Annotated in this window: 12 protein-coding genes, 3 rRNA genes and 1 pseudogene; 15 read left to right on the top strand and 1 reads right to left on the bottom strand. The window is 67.6% G+C overall.

Annotated features, from left to right (window positions below; genetic code table 11):
• The first annotated feature begins 36 nt into the window (after window positions 1-36).
• From ACY8FT_RS04395 to ACY8FT_RS04355, 9 genes and pseudogenes are all read left to right on the top strand, one after another.
• A complete protein-coding gene (locus ACY8FT_RS04395; RefSeq protein WP_462417710.1) occupies window positions 37-663 on the top strand; it encodes a hypothetical protein in 627 nt (208 codons plus the stop codon).
• Window positions 660-2,084, top strand: a complete 1,425-nt coding sequence (locus tag ACY8FT_RS04390; RefSeq protein ID WP_462417709.1) for a HisA/HisF-related TIM barrel protein — start codon at window positions 660-662, stop codon at window positions 2,082-2,084. The genes ACY8FT_RS04395 and ACY8FT_RS04390 overlap by 4 nt, the downstream gene beginning before the upstream one ends.
• Before the next feature lie 304 nt (window positions 2,085-2,388).
• A complete protein-coding gene (infC, locus tag ACY8FT_RS04385) occupies window positions 2,389-2,973 on the top strand; it encodes a translation initiation factor IF-3 (protein WP_462417708.1) in 585 nt (194 codons plus the stop codon).
• 76 nt (window positions 2,974-3,049) lie between these two features.
• Window positions 3,050-3,244: a 50S ribosomal protein L35 gene (rpmI, locus tag ACY8FT_RS04380; protein ID WP_462417707.1), complete on the top strand. Its 195-nt coding sequence runs from the start codon at window positions 3,050-3,052 to the stop codon at window positions 3,242-3,244.
• Between the two features lie 56 nt (window positions 3,245-3,300).
• Window positions 3,301-3,657 (top strand): annotated as a pseudogene (rplT, locus tag ACY8FT_RS04375) (50S ribosomal protein L20); the annotation flags it as partial.
• Between the two features lie 169 nt (window positions 3,658-3,826).
• Window positions 3,827-4,639, top strand: coding sequence for a TrmH family RNA methyltransferase (locus ACY8FT_RS04370; protein ID WP_462417706.1), 813 nt, complete (start codon window positions 3,827-3,829; stop codon window positions 4,637-4,639).
• Between the two features lie 30 nt (window positions 4,640-4,669).
• Window positions 4,670-5,761, top strand: a complete 1,092-nt coding sequence (gene pheS / locus ACY8FT_RS04365; RefSeq protein WP_462417705.1) for a phenylalanine--tRNA ligase subunit alpha — start codon at window positions 4,670-4,672, stop codon at window positions 5,759-5,761.
• On the top strand, window positions 5,761-8,295 hold the full coding sequence (pheT, locus tag ACY8FT_RS04360; protein ID WP_462417704.1) for a phenylalanine--tRNA ligase subunit beta: 2,535 nt from the start codon (window positions 5,761-5,763) through the stop codon (window positions 8,293-8,295). Before pheS ends, pheT begins: the two co-directional genes overlap by 1 nt.
• Window positions 8,288-9,103, top strand: a complete 816-nt coding sequence (locus ACY8FT_RS04355; protein ID WP_462417703.1) for an SDR family NAD(P)-dependent oxidoreductase — start codon at window positions 8,288-8,290, stop codon at window positions 9,101-9,103. Before pheT ends, ACY8FT_RS04355 begins: the two co-directional genes overlap by 8 nt.
• Before the next feature lie 35 nt (window positions 9,104-9,138).
• Here the strand turns inward: ACY8FT_RS04355 and ACY8FT_RS04350 are convergent, their stop codons facing one another.
• Entirely contained in the window at window positions 9,139-10,164 is a 1,026-nt protein-coding gene (locus ACY8FT_RS04350; protein WP_462417702.1) for a DUF418 domain-containing protein, read from the bottom strand.
• 47 nt (window positions 10,165-10,211) lie between these two features.
• On the opposite strand from ACY8FT_RS04350, the gene ACY8FT_RS04345 reads away from it, so the two are divergent.
• The 6 genes from ACY8FT_RS04345 (at window position 10,212) to rrf (ending at window position 19,371) form a co-directional block, all read left to right on the top strand.
• Window positions 10,212-10,787: an arginine repressor gene (locus tag ACY8FT_RS04345; RefSeq protein WP_462417701.1), complete on the top strand. Its 576-nt coding sequence runs from the start codon at window positions 10,212-10,214 to the stop codon at window positions 10,785-10,787.
• A complete protein-coding gene (gene argH, locus ACY8FT_RS04340) occupies window positions 10,784-12,226 on the top strand; it encodes an argininosuccinate lyase (RefSeq protein ID WP_462417700.1) in 1,443 nt (480 codons plus the stop codon). Before ACY8FT_RS04345 ends, argH begins: the two co-directional genes overlap by 4 nt.
• Window positions 12,227-12,297: 71 nt before the next feature.
• Complete coding sequence (gene tyrS, locus ACY8FT_RS04335; RefSeq protein WP_462417699.1) at window positions 12,298-13,614, top strand: tyrosine--tRNA ligase; 1,317 nt, start codon at window positions 12,298-12,300, stop codon at window positions 13,612-13,614.
• 530 nt (window positions 13,615-14,144) lie between these two features.
• Window positions 14,145-15,668, top strand: a 16S ribosomal RNA gene (locus tag ACY8FT_RS04330).
• 393 nt (window positions 15,669-16,061) lie between these two features.
• Window positions 16,062-19,137, top strand: a 23S ribosomal RNA gene (locus ACY8FT_RS04325).
• A 117-nt stretch (window positions 19,138-19,254) separates the two neighbouring features.
• Window positions 19,255-19,371 (top strand): 5S ribosomal RNA (gene rrf, locus ACY8FT_RS04320).
• The 16S, 23S and 5S rRNA genes sit together here, the layout of an rRNA operon.
• The last annotated feature ends 444 nt before the right edge of the window (window positions 19,372-19,815 follow it).

The following is a 19,815-nucleotide window of genomic DNA, read 5'->3' as shown; positions in this document are numbered from 1 at the left end:
CGGGCCCTCGTGCCACCCGGTTCGTAGACTGACCGGGTGAACGCTCCTGCCCGACCTCCCCACGAGCGTGCGGCGCTGCTCTGGTTCGGCACGGCCGCCGACCGGGTGACTGCCTGGGCCGCCAGCGGGGTGACGTCGTTGGAGGTGGCCCACGACAGGGGGTGGAGCGTCGCGCGCCCGACCACCGTGCCGGAGGGACTGGGTCCCTACGGGGACGGCATGGGACTGTGTCTGGGGCGGTCGCTCCCGCCTGACCTGCTGCCGCTGGTGGCGATGACCGAGCGGGAGGACCTCCTGGTGGTCGCTGCGGCCGTGCCGCAGGACCCCACGCTCCGGTGGGTCGCCGTGCTCCCCGGGGCCGGACCCCGATCGGTCGGGGACCTGCCGGTGTGCGGGCCACGCCTCCTCACCGAGGCCGCCGGCCGCCCGGAGCTCGTCGACGAGGTGGCCGCGCTGGTCGCACGGGGGCGGGGAGCCGGCGGCGGCCCCGGTGCCCTCGGGGCCCGGCTCGCGCGACTCCTCGGTCTGCCGGGCGCAGGCGGTATGCGACGCCCGGGCCCGTTGCCCGGTGGGGTGCTGGTGGAACCCGACGCCCGTGAGGTGCGACGCTTCGTGTCCGTCGTCTCCGACCGGGTGGTGGACCGTTCTGAGGAGGATCGATGAGGGCCAGGGTGCCGATGCGGCTGTGGGCCGCGGTCGACGTGCGTGGCGGCTCGACCGCCCAGGCGCCGCGGGAGAGCCCTCTCGCGGACCCGCGGGCGGCAGTGCGGCACTGGCTGGACCAGGGCGCCGAGCGGATCCACCTGGTCGATCTCGACCGTGCCACCGCCAGCGGGGAGAACGACGCGCTCCTGGCCGAGATAGTGCGGGACACCCCGGTCCCCGTGGAGGTCTCCGGGGGCATCCTGAGTGCGGAGGACGTCGACCGTGCCCTGGGGTGGGGCGCGGTGGCGGTCACCACCTCGTCGGCCCTGTGGCAGGACCCCGGGGCCGCGGAGGGCCTGCTGGAGGGCCGCGGGGACGAGGTCCAGCCAGGCCTGGACCTCCGAGCCGATCGTGTGGTCGCCCGGGGCACCGCGTTGGATCTGGGCCCGGTGGAGGAGCTCTGGTCACGCTTGCGCAGCCTCGGCCCCCGTCGCTGGGTGGTCGCCGCGGCCGGGGCGGACGGTCGCATGACGGGGCCGGACCTGGGAGGTCTGAGACGAGCCGCCGAGCAGCTCGACGGAACGGTCATCGCGTCTGGCGGAGTCGGCTCCACGGGTGACCTGGTCGCGCTGTCCAGCCTCCGGGGACCCCACGGGCCGGCCGTGGGCGAGGTGATCCTGGGCGCAGCGCTCTACTCCGGCAGCGTGGAGCTGGGGCGGGCACAGCGTCTGCTGACCGAGGTGGCCGGGCCGCCCCTGGACCCGTCGACGGACTCCGCGGGCACCCCCTGGGCAGGTAGGGATCTGCGCCCGGGGGAGTTCGACGACGACGACGGCCGGCTGGATCCTGCGCTGGAGGCTCCGGGCGAGGGGATGCTGGACGATGCCCGGCTGGTGGCGGCCCTCGACGAGGCGCGGGTGTTCGTCGCCATCCTCGCGGAGGAGGCCGCGGAGTCGGCCGATCTGGCGGTGGCCCAGGTCACGACCCCGGAGGGCTGGAACGCCCTGCCGGTCTTCACCACTGCCGACGCCGTGGCGCGGTGGCGTCCCGAGGCCCGCCCCGTACCGGTCCGCGGCCACACGGTCGCCCAGGCGGCCGTGTCGGACGAGGCGGCCGCGCTGGTCCTCGACCTGGGCTCCCCGACGCAACGGGTGGTCCGCCCCTCCATGACGAGTGCCCTGGCGCGACGGATCACGTGGTGCCGCCCGGCGGACGACGAGCTCGTGCTCCAGGGGCTGCGCTCCCTGAAGCAGGACCCGCGGGTCACCGGTGTCGCGGTCCGCACCGGGCCGGAGGGGGAGCTCGTCCTCGGGCTGCGGGGGCTGGAGGACGACCGCGAGGCCGCGATGCTGGTGGCGGACCTCCTGACGGACCCCGAGCTCCGCTCCCGCGTCGACGGGGTCGTGGTCAGCGCCCTCGGCTTGGAGCCACGCGGCTGATCCGCTATCCTTGTCGTTCGAAGTGGGACCCGGTCTCCACCTGCAGGTCGTCAGGACCTGTGGGTCGTTCATCTCCCCGCCACGGGTGACCAGGTGTCATCCGGGTAGGTGTCGCCGACCAGGCGGCCGAGGGAGTGCGTCTGCACCTCGGGTGCGGGCGGTGACGTGACCGGGTCTCTTCGGCTGGTGCCGGGAGGCCCTTTTCCGTTCCTCGGGGAGGGTGCGAACGGCACCGGGACGTGAGCGAACGAAGGAGAAACACATCAGCGAGCCCCGTATCAACGACCGCATCCGGGTTCCGGAAGTGCGGTTGGTCGGCCCCAACGGCGAGCAGGTCGGCATCGTGCGCGTCAAGGACGCCCTGCGTCTGGCAGCCGAGGCCGATCTGGATCTCGTCGAGGTGGCTCCCATGGCCAAGCCACCGGTCGCCAAGCTCATGGACTACGGCAAGTTCAAGTACGAGAACGCCATGAAGGACCGTGAGTCGCGCAAGAAGCAGGTCAACACGGTCATCAAGGAGATCAAGCTCCGACCGAAGATCGACCAGCACGACTACGAGACCAAGAAGGGTCACGTCGAGCGCTTCCTGTCGGCCGGCGACAAGGTCAAGGTCACGATCATGTTCCGCGGCCGTGAGCAGTCCAAGCCCGAGCTCGGCTTCCGCCTGCTCGAGCGACTGGCCGAGGACGTCTCGGAGCTCGGTGTCGTCGAGAGCAAGCCGAAGCAGGACGGCCGCAACATGACGATGGTGTTCGGCTCCACCCGCAACAAGGCACAGGCCCAGGCGGCCCGCCGCAAGGAGCAGGAGCAGAAGAAGCGCGACCGCAAGGGCTCCGACTCCGCCGAGTCGTCCGACGCGACGGCCGGTCAGGCTCCCGCCGAGGCCTGAGGTCCACGGACCTCCCGGCGCGACGCACGCCGTCGCGCTCCATCAACCTGTCCGATTGAACGAAGGGATCGGCACCATGCCGAAGAACAAGACCCACTCCGGTACCAAGAAGCGCTTCCGCGTGTCCGGCAGCGGCAAGGTCATGCGCCAGCGCGCCCGCCACGTGCACAAGTTCCAGGAGCGCTCGTCCCGTGACGCCCGCCGCCTCGTGAACGACGTGCCGGTGGCCAAGGCCGACGAGAAGAAGATCAAGAAGCTGCTGGGTCGCTGACCCCCGGCCTGATCCTCACCCCCAGCAACCACCCCCTTTAGTCAAGGAGTACCCACGTGGCACGCGTGAAGCGGGCAGTCAACGCCCAGAAGAAGCGTCGAGTCGTTCTCGAGCGCGCCAGCGGTTACCGCGGCCAGCGCTCGCGCCTCTACCGCAAGGCCAAGGAGCAGGTCACCCACTCGCTGGTCTACTCGTTCGACCACCGTCGGGACCGCAAGGGCGACTTCCGCCGCCTGTGGATCCAGCGCATCAACGCTGCGGCCCGTGCGAACGGCATGACCTACAACCGGTTCATCCAGGGCCTCAAGATCGCCGAGGTCGAGGTCGACCGTCGTATGCTGGCCGAGCTGGCCGTCAACGACCCGGCCGCCTTCACCGCTCTGGTGGAGATCGCCAAGGCCAACGTCCCGTCGGTCAAGGGCGACGAGAGCGCCACCGCCGGCGCGGCCCCGCAGGGCCAGAAGGCCGCGGTCGCCGCCGCCCAGGCCGGCGACAGCGCCTCCGTCGAGGCCGCCCAGCAGGCCGAGAACGTCGCGGCGACCAACGACTGACGAGTCCCGCACCCCCGAACGCCGGTCCACCGTGCTCCCCCGTGCATCCCACCTGACATCGACGTCGGGTCGTGTCCGGGCCGCCGCACGGCTGGGCCGGCGTTCTGCACGCAAGAGGGCCGGCCGCTACCTGGTGGAGGGGCCTCAGTGCGTCCGCGAGCTCCTGGGGCTGGAGCCGGAGCTGGCCGAGGACGTCTTCGTCACCGAGGACTTCCTGCTGCGCAACGCGGAGTTCACCACCCTGCTGGAGCAGACGGACGTGCACGCGCACCTGGTGGACGAGGGCGTCCTGCGGACGGTCGCCGACGCGGACAACCCCGCCGGCATCGTGGCCGTCGCCCGGTTCGAGTCCGCGGACCTGGAAGACTGCCTGCGCCGCCTGGGGGATGACGGCTTCGGGGCGGTGCTCGCCGAGGTCCGGGACCCGGGCAACCTGGGGACGGTCATCCGGGCCGCGGACGCAGCCGGGGCCGCGTTCGTGGTCGTGACCGACGCGTCGGTGGACGTCACGAACCCCAAGGTGGTGCGCTCCACCGCCGGCTCCCTGCACCACCTGCCCGTCGTCACGGGGGTGGGCATGGACGCCGTGCGACGGGCCACGCAGGCACCGGCGCAGCTGGTGGCAGCGACCGGGCACGCCTCCCTCCTGCTGCCGGAGGCGGATCTCTCCGGTCCGCACCTGTGGGTCTTCGGCAACGAGGCCCGCGGCCTGTCCGAGGCCGAGCTCTCTGCCTGTGACCTCCAGGTGGCTGTGCCGCTGCGTGGTCGGGCCGAGTCGCTCAACCTGGGCACGGCGGCGGCGGTGTGCCTCTACGCCTCGGCGATGCACCCGGCTCGCGGCTGACGAGCCCGGCGTCCCCGTAGGATGCGGGGCATGTCGAGCCAGGACCAGACAGCGCCCGCAGGGGCCCCCGAGATCACCCCGAAAGCGATCGACGCCTTGGTCGAGCAGGCGGTCACGGCGCTTGAGGGCGCCGAGTCGCTCGAGGAGCTCAAGGGGGCCCGGCTGGCCCATCTGGGGGATCGGGCACCGCTGTCCCTCGCCAACCGCAGCATCGGCCAGCTCCCGCCGGAGCAGAGGAAGGACGCGGGTCGGCTCGTCGGGCAGGCCAAGGGGCGGGTCAACAAGGTGCTCGCGGCCCGCGAGGAGGTGCTGCAGGCCGAGCGCGCCGAGCAGATCCTGGTCGAGGAGACCGTGGACGTCACCGCGATCCCGGCCCGTCGGAGCGTCGGCTCGCGGCACCCCGTCGAGCTCATCCAGCAGCGGATGGCCGAGATCTTCACCGGGCTCGGGTGGGAGATCGCCGAGGGGCCCGAGGTCGAGGCCGAGTGGTACAACTTCGACGCCCTGAACTTCGACGCCGACCACCCCGCCCGGGCGGAGGCCGACACCTTCTACGTCGAGCCGCCCGAGCGGCACCTGATCCTGCGGACGCACACGTCGCCGGTGCAGGCTCGTGCGCTCCTGGAGCGGGGTGCACCGCTGTACGTCGCCGTTCCCGGCAAGGTCGGACGCACCGACGAGATCGACGCCACCCACCTTCCGGTGTTCCACCAGATCGAGGGCCTGGCGGTCGACAAGGGACTGACCATGGCCCACCTGCGCGGCACCCTCGACCACTTCGCCGCCGAGCTGTTCGGCGAGGGCATCACCACCCGGCTGCGTCCGAACTTCTTCCCCTTCACCGAGCCCAGTGCGGAGATGGACTTCCTCTGCACCGTGTGCCGCGGTGAGGACACCGCCTGCCGCACCTGCGGCGGGACCGGGTGGATCGAGTGGGGTGGCTGCGGCATGGTCCACCCCAACGTCCTGCGCGCGTGTGGTGTCGACCCCGAGGTGTACTCCGGGTTCGCCTTCGGCATGGGCGTCGAGCGTGCCCTCATCTTCCGCAACGGCGTCGGCGACCTGCGTGACCTCATCGAGGGCGACGTCCGCTTCAACACGAACTTCACGGTGGAGGTCTGATGCTCATCCCGATCAGCTGGCTGTCCGAGTACGTCGACCTGCCCGGGGGCACCACCGGGGAGGAGGTCGCCGCCGCCCTGGTGGGTGTCGGGTTCGAGGAGGAGTCCCTCGGGGCGCCCATGATCACCGGCCCGGTCGTGGTCGGGCGGGTCCTCTCCCGCGAGCCCGAGCCGCAGAAGAACGGCAAGACCATCAACTGGTGCCAGGTGGACGTCGGCTCGGCCAACGGCACGGGCGAGCCGCAGGGCATCGTCTGCGGTGCCCACAACTTCGACACCGGCGACCTGGTGGTCGTCGCCCTGCCCGGTGCGGAGCTCGCCGGTGGCTTCGCCATCAGCGAGCGCAAGACCTACGGGCACCTCTCGGCGGGCATGATCTGCTCGGCCCCCGAGCTGGGGTTGGGCGAGGACGGCGACGGGATCATCGTGCTGCCCGACTACCTCGGGGTGGAGCCCGGTGATCTCGAGCCGGGGCAGGACACCCTGCCGCTGCTGGGCCTGGACTCCGAGACCATCGAGGTCAACGTCACCCCGGACCGGGGCTACGCGATGAGCCTGCGCGGCCTGGCGCGGGAGTACTCGCACGCGACGGGACGCACGTTCACCGACCCCGCGCTGCTCGAGGTGCCGCCCCCCTCCGGCCCCGGGATCGAGGTCGCGCTCCGCGACGAGGCGCCCGTCCGCGGCGCGGCCGGCTGTGACCGGTACGTCGCCCGCGTGGTCCGCGGGATCGACCGCTCCCGGCCCACGCCGCGCTGGATGGCCAAGCGGCTGACGGACGCCGGCGTCCGGCCGCTGGGGCTCATCGTCGACGTGACGAACTACGTCATGCTCGCTGTGGGACAGCCGCTGCACGCCTTCGACCTGCAGGCGGTCGCCGGCGGCATCGAGGTGCGTCGGGCCGCCGCGGGCGAGACGCTCACGACGCTGGACGGCAAGGAGCGCACACTCCACGCCGAGGACCTGGTCATCGCCTCCGGTGGCGCCCCGGTGGCCCTCGCCGGCGTGATGGGCGGGCAGGACTCGGAGATCGGTGAGGAGACGACCGACCTGCTCCTGGAGTCCGCCCACTTCGACGCGGTGAGCGTCGCGCGGACGGCCCGCCGGCACCGGCTGGTCTCGGAGGCGTCCAAGCGCTACGAGCGCCGGGTGGACCCCGAGCTCGCGCCGGCCGCGGCACAGCTCGCCGTCGACCTGCTCGTGGAGCTCGGTGGCGGCACCGCCGAGGAGCGGTGGACCGAGGTCGACGAGACGACCCGGCCGCTGCCCATCACCTTCGACACGGCCCGGCCCACGGCGCTGGTCGGGGTCGAGTACGACCGGGCCACGGTCGTGGACCGGCTCCGGATGATCGGGTGCGAGGTGGTCTCCGAGGACGGGGACGCCTCGGAGCACGGCACCGTGCAGGTGACGCCCCCGTCCTGGCGTCCCGACCTGACGATCCCGGCCGACCTCGTGGAGGAGGTCGCGCGGCTGGGTGGCTACGACGAGATCCCGTCGGTCCTCCCGAAGGCTCCCGGTGGACGTGGGCTGACCCTCACGCAGCGGCGGCGTCGCATCCTGGCCGACCTCCTCGCGGACGCCGGGCTGCACCAGGTGGTCACGCTGCCGATGACCTCCCAGGACCAGTGGGACCGGTTGGGCTATCCGGAGGACGACCCGCGCCGGACGGCCCTGCGCCTGCACAACCCGCTGAGCGCCGAGGAGCCGTTCCTGCGCACCGAGCTGCTGCAGACGCTCGTCCCGGCGGCCCGTCGCAACCTGTCCCGGGGCCAGCGGGGCGCTGCCGTGTATGAGCTCGGCCGCGTCGTGCTGCCCGAGGGCGAGGTCGTCGCGCCGGTCCAGGACGTGGGCCTGCAGCCGTCGCCGGAGATGCTGGAGCAGCTCGCGACCGCCGTGCCGGACCAGCCCTTCCACGCCGCCGGTCTGCTCACGGGTGAGTGGGAGCGCCGTGGCTGGTGGGGCCCGGCTCGCACGGCCGAGTGGTCCGACGCCGTCGAGATCGTCCTCTCCCTGGCCGGGCGGTTCAGAGTGGACGTCAGGGTGGAGCAGGCGCAGTACCCGCCCTTCCACCCGGGGCGCTGCGCACGGCTCGTGCTGCCCGACGGCACCGTCTGGGGCCATGCGGGTGAGCTGCACCCGCAGCGGCTCGCCGAGCTCGAGCTCCCGGAGCGGACGGTCGCCTTCGAGGTGGACGTGGATGCGCTGGTGGCGGCCTCGCCGGAGGTGTCGACCCACCGTGAATTCTCCCCGCACCCGATCTCGCGGGTGGACGTCGCGCTGGTGACCGACCTGACCGTCCCGGCCTCGAAGATCGCCGACGCGCTGCGTGCCGGTGCGGGGGAGCACCTCGAGTCCCTGGAGATGTTCGACCAGTACACCGGTGAGCAGCTGGGTGAGGGCCGCCGGAGCACCGCCTGGCGGCTGACCTTCCGGGCTCAGGACCGCACGCTGACCAACGAGGAGACGAACGCGGCCCGCGACGCCGCGATCGCCGTGGTCACCGAGCGCACGGGAGCAGAGCACCGTGGCTGAGGCGGCGAGCGGCAAGCGTCCGGTCGCCCTCGTGGTCGGGGCCACCCGGGGGATCGGGGCCGCCCTGGCCACCGGGTTCGCCCGGGACGGGTACGACCTCGTCCTCACGGGGCGGGACGCGGCCGCGCTCGGTGAGGTGGCGGGGACCTGTCGCGACGCCGGTGCGTACGTGACCAGCCACGCCCTCGACGTGGCCGACACCGAGGCGGTCGCGGACGTCGTCGACACCGCCTGGCAGGAGTCCGGTCGCATCGACGTCGCCCTGGTGTCCGCCGGGGCCATCGAGGGCGAGGCCCCGCCCTGGGAGCTGCCGCTGGAGGAGTCCTGGCAGGTGCTCGAGGTCAACCTGCGCGGGCCGCTCGCGGTCGCGCACGCCCTGGTGCCCCGCATGCTCGGGGCCGGGGGCGGCCGGATCGTCCACGTGAACTCCGGCTCCGGCGTCCGGAACTCGCCGGTGTACGCGGCCTACGGCGCCAGCAAGGCGGGGCTCTCGCGCCTCACCGGGTCTCTCCACGAGGCAGGGTGGGACCGTGGGCTCCGGGCCTTCGACCTGGCTCCCGGGGTGGTCCGTACGGACATGACGGCGTCCATGCCGATCCACCACGACCGCACTGAGTGGACCGCCCCGCAGCAGGTCGTGGACCTCGCGCTGGGGCTGGCGTCGGGGGAGCTCGACGCCTGGTCGGGCCGGATGGTGCGGGCAGGTGCCGACACGGTGGAGCAGCTGCAGCGGCACGGCGGCAGGCTGGATGCACGGGCACGCACGGTGGGGCTGCTGCCCTACGGAGACGACGACCCCGTCTCCTGACGGAGGACGGGGGCGTCGTCTGGTCGCGCTGCGACTCAGGCCTTGGGCGCCGCGGTGCGGGGACGACCGCGCAGGGGGCGGACCAGAGCGTCCGTGACGGCCTCCAACGGGCCGCGCCACGGCGTGACGGCCTGCCAGAGGCGCGGGATGACCAGGGACGCGATGACGGTGACCGCGACGATCACCCACGAGTCGTCCGACGTGCCCGGGGCCTGCGTCCCGAGCCAGGCCGAGACGCCGGCCACCTGGAGGACGTACAGGCTCATCGCCATCGTGCCGGCGGCTCGCAGGGGCTCGAGGACCAGCGGGGTCCGGTCCCGGACCAGGAGCAGGCACAGGGAGACGACCAGGAGCGAGAGCCCGGCGGAGACGGCGATCTCCGTCGGCGTCCCCGTGTAGGGCACGGAGGACGCCAGGCCCAGGCGGTGGGCCGCGAGACCGGCCAGGGCAGCGGCCGCGAACACCGCCGCGACGAGCGCCAACGGCCCCCGCCGGGCCCGGGTGAGGTGGCGCATCACGAGCACACCGATGGCTGCGTGGATCAGCAGGGTCGTCAGCCGGTAATGTACCCCGCTCGCGAGGATCTCGACCACCCGCGCGAGATGGGGGCTCCCACCGACCCACAGGTCGTTCGAGACGCCCCGGGCGACGCCGATGAGCGGGTGGGCGACGCCCGTGAGGACCAGGGCGACCAACCCGAGCACGACCGAGGGAAGGCGCGCGAACAGCGGGGAGACCGCGGTCAGGGCGCCGAGCTCGACGAGCACGACGTCGATCTGACCGGGGGAGCGCTCCAGGAGCAGCCCCGCGACCACGAGGACGAGCCCACGGACGGCGGCGATGGCCAGGGAGCGCCCCAGGGGGCGGTTCCGGGAGGCTGCGGCACCGGCACCGATGAGCAGCGCGAAGAGCGCTGCCGTGAGCCACTCGGACAGCCCGGTGACGAAGCCCAGCGGGGTCCCCGGCGCGAAGTGGGCCACCAGCATGCTGATGACCGCGACGCCTCGCGCTACGTCGAGCGCAGGGAGACGGAGCCGGGGCTCCGTGGGGTCGGACGACATGGGACCTCCGTTTGCATGGACATACAGGGAAACGTAATATTCAGGCTATGCCAGCTGCGACCACCCCCACGGCGAGGCGCCAACTCATCGCCGACCTGGTCACGCGGAACGACGTGCACACTCAACCACAGCTGATGGACCTCCTCCGGGAACGCGGGGTGGAGGTGTCCCAGGGCACCCTCTCCCGTGACCTGGACGAGCTGGGGGCCGTGAAGGTCAGGCACGGGGGAGCGCTCGTGTACGCCGTCCCGGGACTCGGGGGCGACCGGACGCCGCGCGCCGCTGAGGGCGTCGAGGCCATCCCGGGGCGGTTGCGCCGCGTCGTCGGCGATCTCCTGGTCAGCGCCGAGGCGACGGGGAACCTCGTGGTCGCCCGGACGCCACCGGGTGGGGCCCAGTACCTCGCGAGCATGCTCGACCAGGCCGAGCTGACCGACCTCCTCGGCACGGTCGCCGGGGACGACACGCTGCTGCTGGTCGCCCGTGGCGGCCCGGAGTCCGGTGCGGACCTGGCCGCACACCTGCTCACGCTGGCCGAACGGCGGACCGATCGAGAAGGAGCACCCGTGCCCACACCCACCGAGACCGTGGACGAGCAGAGCACGAACGAGGCCGACCGGTGAGTGGCGCTGGAACGGGACTGTGGGGCGGACGCTTCGATGGGGCCGGTGACGACGCCCTGACCGCCCTGAGCCGCTCGACCCACTTCGACATGCGACTGGCCACCTACGACCTGGCCGGGTCCAGGGCCCACACGCGCGCGCTGCACCGGGCGGGGATCCTGACCGAGAAGGACCGTGATGCCCTGCTCGCGGGACTGGACCGCCTGGAGTCCGACCTCACCGAGGGCAGCTTCACCGTCGTCCCCGAGGACGAGGACGTGCACTCGGCCCTCGAGCGCGGGCTCGTTGAACGGGTCGGGCCCGAGGTGGGTGGAAGGCTGCGTGCTGGGCGGTCGCGCAACGACCAGATCGCGACGCAGGTCCGTCTCTACCTCCGTGACGCCATCGCCGAGATCGCCTCTGGGACGGCTGACGTGGTGGAGGCCCTGTGCGAGCAGGCCCGCCGTCACCCGGAGGCGGTGATGCCGGGGCGGACCCACCTCCAGCACGCCCAGCCGGTCCTGCTGGCGCACCACCTCGGTGCTCACGCCTGGCCCCTGCTGCGTGACCTCGAGCGGATGCGGGATCTGGCCAGGCGACTGGACCGTTCGGCCTACGGGTCCGCCGCCCTCGCCGGCACCTCCCTGGGGCTGGACCCGGTGGCCGTCGCGTACGATCTCGGCTTTTCCGACTCGGTGCCCAACAGCATCGACGGCACGGCTTCCCGCGACCTGGTGGCCGAGTTCTGCTTCGTCGTGGCGCAGCTCGGCATCTCGCTCTCGCGGCTCAGTGAGGAGGTCATCCTCTGGGCCACGGCGGAGTTCGGGTACGTCACGCTCTCGGACGCGTTCTCGACCGGCTCCAGCATCATGCCGCAGAAGAAGAACCCGGACGTGGCCGAGCTCGCCCGGGGCAAGAGCGGTCGGCTCATCGGGGACCTCGCGGGGCTGATGACCACGCTCAAGGGCCTCCCGCTGGCGTACAACCGCGACCTGCAGGAGGACAAGGAGCCGGCGTTCGACGCCCACGACACCGCGGTGCTGCTGCTGCCGGCCGTGGCGGGGATGGTCCGGACCCTGACCTTCCACCCCGAGGTCATGGAGGCCTCGGCGCCGAGGGGCTTCTCACTCGCCACCGACCTGGCGGACTGGATGGTCCGTCAGGGCGTCCCCTTCCGGGACGCGCACGAGGCGTCGGGGGAGTGCGTCCGCCGCTGCGAGGCCCGAGGGGCGGAGCTCGACGAGCTCACCGATGCGGAGCTGGCGGAGATCCACCCTGCCCTCACGCCCGAGGTGCGGACAGTGCTCGACGTCCGTGGTTCGGTCGCTGCTCGTGACGGGCGCGGAGGGACGGCGCCGGTGCGCGTGGCGGAGCAGTGGGAGGAGCTGGCAGAGGCCCTGGATCGGGTGACGGGTGAGCTGGAGTCCGCCGTACGGGGTGCCGACGCCCCGTCCGTCTGACCGGAGGGGGCGCCCGTGGTGACCGAGCCCCCTTTCTGCCCTCAACGGTGGCCTGTGGCATGGTGTGCCGCGTGAGCGAGAACACGGGTACCCCTGAGGCCACCGCGGACGCGCGGACCCGAGCCGCGGTCGTTGACGAGCTCCAGTGGCGTGGCCTCATCGGCCAGTCCACGGACCTCGAGGCGCTTCGCGAGCTCATGACCGAGGGGCCGGTCACCTTCTACTGCGGGTTCGACCCCACCGCGGCGTCGCTGCACGTGGGTCACCTCGTGCAGCTGCTCACGATGCGCCGCCTGCAGAAGGCGGGCCACCGTCCCCTGGTGCTCGTCGGCGGGTCCACGGGTCTCATCGGAGATCCCCGCCCGACCTCGGAGAGGACGCTGAACAGCCCGGAGGTCGTCTCGGGGTGGGTGGACTCCATCGCCCGGCAGACCCGACCGTTCCTCGACTTCGAGGGGGACAACCCGGCCGTCCCGGTGAACAACCTGGACTGGTTCGGCGGGCTCAGCGCACTGGACTTCCTCCGGCACGTCGGCAAGCACTTCCGCGTCAACCAGATGCTGCGCAAGGACGCGGTGGCCGCCCGGCTCGCCTCGGAGGAGGGGATCTCCTACACGGAGTTCAGCTACCAGCTGCTGCAGGGGTACGACTACGGACACCTGCACGCGGAGCACGACTGCCGGCTCCAGATCGGCGGGGGCGACCAGTGGGGCAACCTGAGCAGTGGCGTGGACTACGTGCACCGGACGACGGGGGAGACGGTGCACGCGCTCTCGACCCCGCTGGTCACGGATGCGTCGGGGCGCAAGTTCGGCAAGTCCGAGGGCAACGCCATCTGGCTGGACCCGGAACTCACCTCGCCCTGGGCCTTCTACCAGTTCTGGGTCAACGCGGACGACAGCACTGTCGTGGCGTACCTGAAGCTGTTCACGGACCGTGACCAGGAGGAGATCGCGGAGCTCGAGCAGAAGGTGGCCGACGAGCCGCACCTGCGCGCAGCCCAGCGGGCGCTCGCGTCGGACATGACCACCCTGGTCCACGGTGCCGACGCGACGGCCGCGGTGCAGGGCGCCGCCGAGGCGCTCTTCGGCAAGGGTGACCTGCGTGAGGTGGACCCCCGTGCACTGGGTGACGCGACGGCGGAGCTCCCCGGGGGAGAGGTGGATGCCGGGGACTCCTGGGTGGACGTCGTCGTGAGGTGCGGCTTCGCCGACTCCCGCAAGGCAGCCAAGCGACTGCTCACCGAAGGGGCGATGTCGGTGAACGGAACGCGCATCGAGGGGCTGGACGGAACCATTACGGAGGAGGACTTCCTTGGCGGCCTAGTCGCGGTGGTGCGTCGAGGCCGCAAGTCGATGGCTGCGGCACGGCGGCGCGCGAACGACTGACCGGTAGCCGTTGGTGCCGAAGGGCCCCGGAGAGCAGGTGCTCTCCGGGGCCCTTCGTGGTGCTCGGGGCCAGAATCGCTGGAACCAGGCCAAGTTTGCGTGGGGGTTTGGGTGTGTGTATTGTTCCTCCTCGTTGCCCGGCCGGGTGGCTCACGGTGAGTGAGTGGTTCTGGTTTGGGTGGCGGTGACCTTCCCGGTTGTGTGGGTTGGTGGTCGCGATCTGGTTCGAGAGTTCCGGGTTGGTGGTCACGGCCCGGATGGTGTAAGGTTGTGGATCGCCCCTGAAGGAGATCGCGCGGAGGGCCTGCTGGAGTTCTGGCGGGTTGGTGCGGTGGATGTTGGGGAGTGTTTGGTCCTTGAGAACTCAACAGTGTGTCATGAATCGATGCCAAATTATTTTTGTTGTATCCCTTTCGCATCCATGACGTTCCGTCGTTCGCGGTGGTGTGTTGTGGGTGTGTTTGGTTGATTTCTTTGGCGATGAGGATTGAGTCCAGCGACTCATTCTGACTCTGCCAGTATCAAAATTTTCTACGGAGAGTTTGATCCTGGCTCAGGACGAACGCTGGCGGCGTGCTTAACACATGCAAGTCGAACGGTGAAGCGAGTGCTTGCACTCGTGGATCAGTGGCGAACGGGTGAGTAACACGTGAGTAACCTGCCCTCCACTCTGGGATAAGCGCTGGAAACGGTGTCTAATACTGGATATGACCGACCCTCGCATGGGGTGTTGGTGGAAAGATTTATCGGTGGTGGATGGACTCGCGGCCTATCAGCTTGTTGGTGGGGTAATGGCCTACCAAGGCGACGACGGGTAGCCGGCCTGAGAGGGCGACCGGCCACACTGGGACTGAGACACGGCCCAGACTCCTACGGGAGGCAGCAGTGGGGAATATTGCACAATGGGCGAAAGCCTGATGCAGCGACGCCGCGTGAGGGATGACGGCCTTCGGGTTGTAAACCTCTTTCAGCAGGGAAGAAGCTTTTGTGACGGTACCTGCAGAAGAAGCACCGGCTAACTACGTGCCAGCAGCCGCGGTAATACGTAGGGTGCGAGCGTTGTCCGGAATTATTGGGCGTAAAGAGCTTGTAGGCGGTTTGTCGCGTCTGCTGTGAAAATCTGGGGCTTAACCCTGGACGTGCAGTGGGTACGGGCAGACTAGAGTGTGGTAGGGGAGACTGGAATTCCTGGTGTAGCGGTGGAATGCGCAGATATCAGGAGGAACACCGATGGCGAAGGCAGGTCTCTGGGCCATTACTGACGCTGAGAAGCGAAAGCATGGGGAGCGAACAGGATTAGATACCCTGGTAGTCCATGCCGTAAACGTTGGGCGCTAGGCGTGGGTCTCATTCCACGAGATCCGTGTCGCAGCTAACGCATTAAGCGCCCCGCCTGGGGAGTACGGCCGCAAGGCTAAAACTCAAAGGAATTGACGGGGGCCCGCACAAGCGGCGGAGCATGCTGATTAATTCGATGCAACGCGAAGAACCTTACCAAGGCTTGACATGCACTGGATCGCCTCAGAGATGGGGTTTCCCTTTGGGCTGGTGCACAGGTGGTGCATGGTTGTCGTCAGCTCGTGTCGTGAGATGTTGGGTTAAGTCCCGCAACGAGCGCAACCCTCGTTCTATGTTGCCAGCACGTGATGGTGGGGACTCATAGGAGACTGCCGGGGTCAACTCGGAGGAAGGTGGGGATGACGTCAAATCATCATGCCCCTTATGTCTTGGGCTTCAAGCATGCTACAATGGCCGGTACAGAGGGCAGCGAAACCGTGAGGTGGAGCGAATCCCAAAAAACCGGTCTCAGTTCGGATTGGGGTCTGCAACTCGACCCCATGAAGTCGGAGTCGCTAGTAATCGCAGATCAGCAACGCTGCGGTGAATACGTTCCCGGGCCTTGTACACACCGCCCGTCAAGTCACGAAAGTCGGTAACACCCGAAGCCGGTGGCCTAACCCTTGTGGGAGGAGCCGTCTAAGGTGGGACCGGTGATTGGGACTAAGTCGTAACAAGGTAGCCGTACCGGAAGGTGCGGCTGGATCACCTCCTTTCTAAGGAGCCACTACGCGTCCTGCGGATCCTGTTGTGGGGTTCGTGGGGTGTGTCAGAACCTGTCACCTGTTTGGTGGTGGGGCCCTTTGCGTGTCCGTCTGTGGCACGGAGGGTGCTTCTGGGTGGAACATCGATTGATCATGACGTCTCGTGTGTTCGTGGTGTGAGTACGGTGCTCCTGTGTGGGGTGTTGGGAAAGTGCTGCGGGTGTGTGGGGTGTTGTTGACACACTGTTGGGTCCCCAGGGACCAAGCGTGCCAGCTGGCCTGTTGGGTTGGTTGGTGGGCTTTTTGCCTGGTTTCCTTGATTCTTGGCTGGTGCTGCGTGTGTGGTGCTGGTGGGGGTCATGGGGTTGTTTTTTGAGAACTTCACAGTGGACGCGAGCATCTTTGTGTCAAGTTTTTAAGGGCACATGGTGGATGCCTTGGCATCAGAAACCGATGAAGGACGTGAGAATCTGCGATAAGCCTCGGGTAGTCGATAACTAGACGTTGATCCGAGGATTTCCGAATGGGGTAACCCGGCTGGAGGCAAGTCCAGTCACCGCTACCTGAATATATAGGGTAGAGGGAGGGAACGTGGGGAAGTGAAACATCTCAGTACCCACAGGAAGAGAAAACAATTGTGATTCCGTGAGTAGTGGCGAGCGAAAGCGGATGAGGCTAAACCGGTCACGTGTGATACCTGGTAGGGGTTGCGTGGTCGGGGTTGTGGGACCAGTCGTCCGGGATCTACCAGTCCTGGGGGCAGTGATAAATGTTGGTGGTAGTCGAACGGTCTTGAAGGGCCGGGCAGAGAGGGTGCGACCCCCGTAGACGAAACTGCTGGCACTGTCTGTGTTGTGTTCCCGAGTAGCACGGGGCCCGTGAAATCTCGTGTGAATCTGCCGGGACCACCCGGTAAGCCTAAATATTCTCTGATGACCGATAGCGGACAAGTACCGTGAGGGAAAGGTGAAAAGTACCCCGGGAGGGGAGTGAAATAGTTCCTGAAACCATGTGCCTACAAGCCGTAGGAGCCCTTCGGGGTGACTGCGTGCCTTTTGAAGAATGAGCCTGCGAGTTAGTGCTCAGTGGCAAGGTTAACCCGTGTGGGGAAGCCGTAGCGAAAGCGAGTCCGAAGAGGGCGTCTGAGTCGCTGGGTCTAGACCCGAAGCGGAGTGATCTACCCATGGCCAGGTTGAAGCGCCGGTAAGACGGCGTGGAGGACCGAACCCACTTAGGTTGAAAACTGAGGGGATGAGCTGTGGGTAGGGGTGAAAGGCCAATCAAACTCCGTGATAGCTGGTTCTCCCCGAAATGCATTTAGGTGCAGCGTCACGTGTTTCTTGCCAGAGGTAGAGCTACTGGATAGCTAATGGGCCCCACCGGGTTACTGACGTTAGCCAAACTCCGAATGCTGGTAAGTGAAGCGTGGCAGTGAGACTGCGGGGGATAAGCTTCGTAGTCGAGAGGGAAACAGCCCAGATCACCAACTAAGGTCCCTAAGCGTGTGCTAAGTGGGAAAGGATGTGGAGTTGCTGTGACAACCAGGAGGTTGGCTTAGAAGCAGCCACCCTTTAAAGAGTGCGTAACAGCTCACTGGTCAAGTGATTCCGCGCCGACAATGTAGCGGGGCTCAAGCACACCACCGAAGTTGTGGCAACGAAAGTTGGGTAGGGGAGCGTCGTGCAGCGAGTGAAGCGGCGGAGTGATCCAGTCGTGGATGCTGCACGAGTGAGAATGCAGGCATGAGTAGCGAAAGACGGGTGAGAAACCCGTCCGCCGAATAACCAAGGGTTCCAGGGTCAAGCTAATCTTCCCTGGGTAAGTCGGGACCTAAGGCGAGGCCGACAGGCGTAGTCGATGGACATCCGGTTGATATTCCGGAACCGGCGAAGGACCGCCCCTGGCGAGGCTGTGGATGCTAACCGTGTGATCACTGCTGATCGGCACTTTGTGTCGTGATGATGGTGTGAGCCCGGGACCCGAAGCAGTAGTAGCCAAGCGATGGAGAGACGCAAGAAGGTAGCTGTTGCGTGGCGATGGTTGTCCACGTCCAAGGGTGTAGGACGGTATCTAGGTAAATCCGGGTGCCATGTGTCTGAGACCTGATGGTGACCGCGCATGCGGGAAGTCAGTGATCCTATGTTGCCGAGAAAATCTTCTAGCGAGGTTCTAGCCGCCCGTACCCCAAACCGACTCAGGTGGTTAGGTAGAGAATACTGAGGCGATCGAGTGAATCGTGGTTAAGGAATTCGGCAAAATACCCCCGTAACTTCGGGAGAAGGGGGGCCTGATCCGTGAAACCACATGCTGGTGGCAGCGGTGAAGGCCGCAGAGACCAGGGAGAAGCGACTGTTTACTAAAAACACAGGTCCGTGCGAAGTCGCAAGACGATGTATACGGACTGACGCCTGCCCGGTGCTGGAAGGTTAAGGGGACGAGTCAACCTGTATGGGTGCAGCTCTGAACTTAAGCCCCAGTAAACGGCGGTGGTAACTATAACCATCCTAAGGTAGCGAAATTCCTTGTCGGGTAAGTTCCGACCTGCACGAATGGCGTAACGACTTCTCCACTGTCTCAACCACGAACTCGGCGAAATTGCACTACGAGTAAAGATGCTCGTTACGCGCAGCAGGACGGAAAGACCCCGGGACCTTTACTACAGCTTGGTATTGGTATTCGGTGCGGCTTGTGTAGGATAGGTGGGAGACTGTGAAGCACACGCGCCAGCGTGTGTGGAGTCATCGTTGAAATACCACTCTGGTCGCTCTGGGTATCTAACTTCGGTCCGTGATCCGGATCAGGGACAGTGCCTGGTGGGTAGTTTAACTGGGGCGGTTGCCTCCCAAAGGGTAACGGAGGCGCTCAAAGGTTCCCTCAACCTGGTTGGTAACCAGGTTTCGAGTGTAAGTGCACAAGGGAGCTTGACTGTGAGACGTACAGGTCGAGCAGGGACGAAAGTCGGAACTAGTGACCCGACGGTGGATTGTGGAATCGCCGTCGCTCAACGGATAAAAGGTACCCCGGGGATAACAGGCTGATCCTGCCCAAGAGCTCATATCGACGGCATGGTTTGGCACCTCGATGTCGGCTCGTCGCATCCTGGGGCTGGAGTAGGTCCCAAGGGTTGGGCTGTTCGCCCATTAAAGCGGTACGCGAGCTGGGTTTAGAACGTCGTGAGACAGTTCGGTCCCTATCCGCTGCGCGCGTTGGAAACTTGAGAAGAGCTGTCCCTAGTACGAGAGGACCGGGATGGACGAACCTCTGGTGTGTCAGTTGTTCTGCCAAGAGCACCGCTGATTAGCTACGTTCGGAAGTGATAACCGCTGAAAGCATCTAAGCGGGAAGCACGCTTCAAGATGAGGTTTCCATGCCCCTTTGAGGGTGGGAGGCTCCCAGCTAGACTACTGGGTTGATAGGCCGGATGTGGAAGCACAGTAATGTGTGGAGCTGACCGGTACTAATAAGCCGATGACTTGCTACAAAGATGCTACGCGTCCACTGTGTGGTTCCCGGAAAACACACCCCGGGATGAACAAAAACATGCCACCACCCTGTTGTGGGTGGTTTGGGATGCTGTTGTGTGTGAGTACGACAGTGTTTCGGTGGTCATAGCGAAGGGGAAACGCCCGGTCACATTCCGAACCCGGAAGCTAAGCCCTTCAGCGCCGATGGTACTGCACTGGGAACGGTGTGGGAGAGTAGGACGTCGCCGAACTCCTCTTTACGCGAAAGGGTGGAGAGGGAAGCATCACCTGTGAACCAGGTTCCTGTGTCGGGAACCGGAGACGGTTCAGACTGGTGTCTTCCTTCTTCGCCCTTTTTGCATACCCGAGACCAAGGTGACACCACCGGGCGTGGTGTGGTGTACGGGCCCCTTCGTTTCTGGGACTCGCTCATGGGGTGTCCTGGTGAGGAGGAGGGCATGGGGGGGGTGGGGGGGTGGGGGGGGGGGGGGGTGGTGAGGAGGGGGGGGGGGGGGGGGGGGGGGGGGGCGGCGCGTGGGGGGGGGGCGGTGTTTCGGGGGGTGGCCGGCAAATCTGGGCTGCTTGGTGGTGTTCGGGGGGGGGCCGGTCAGTCTCGGGGTGATGTGTGGTGCCCGGTTGTGTTCTGGGGGTTGTGTGTGGGGTGGTGTGCACCAGGACCGGCGTAGAATCCACCC

The sequence above is a fragment of the Kytococcus sp. Marseille-QA3725 genome, assembly GCF_054950055.1.
This window is presented reverse-complemented; position numbering and strand designations above follow the sequence as displayed.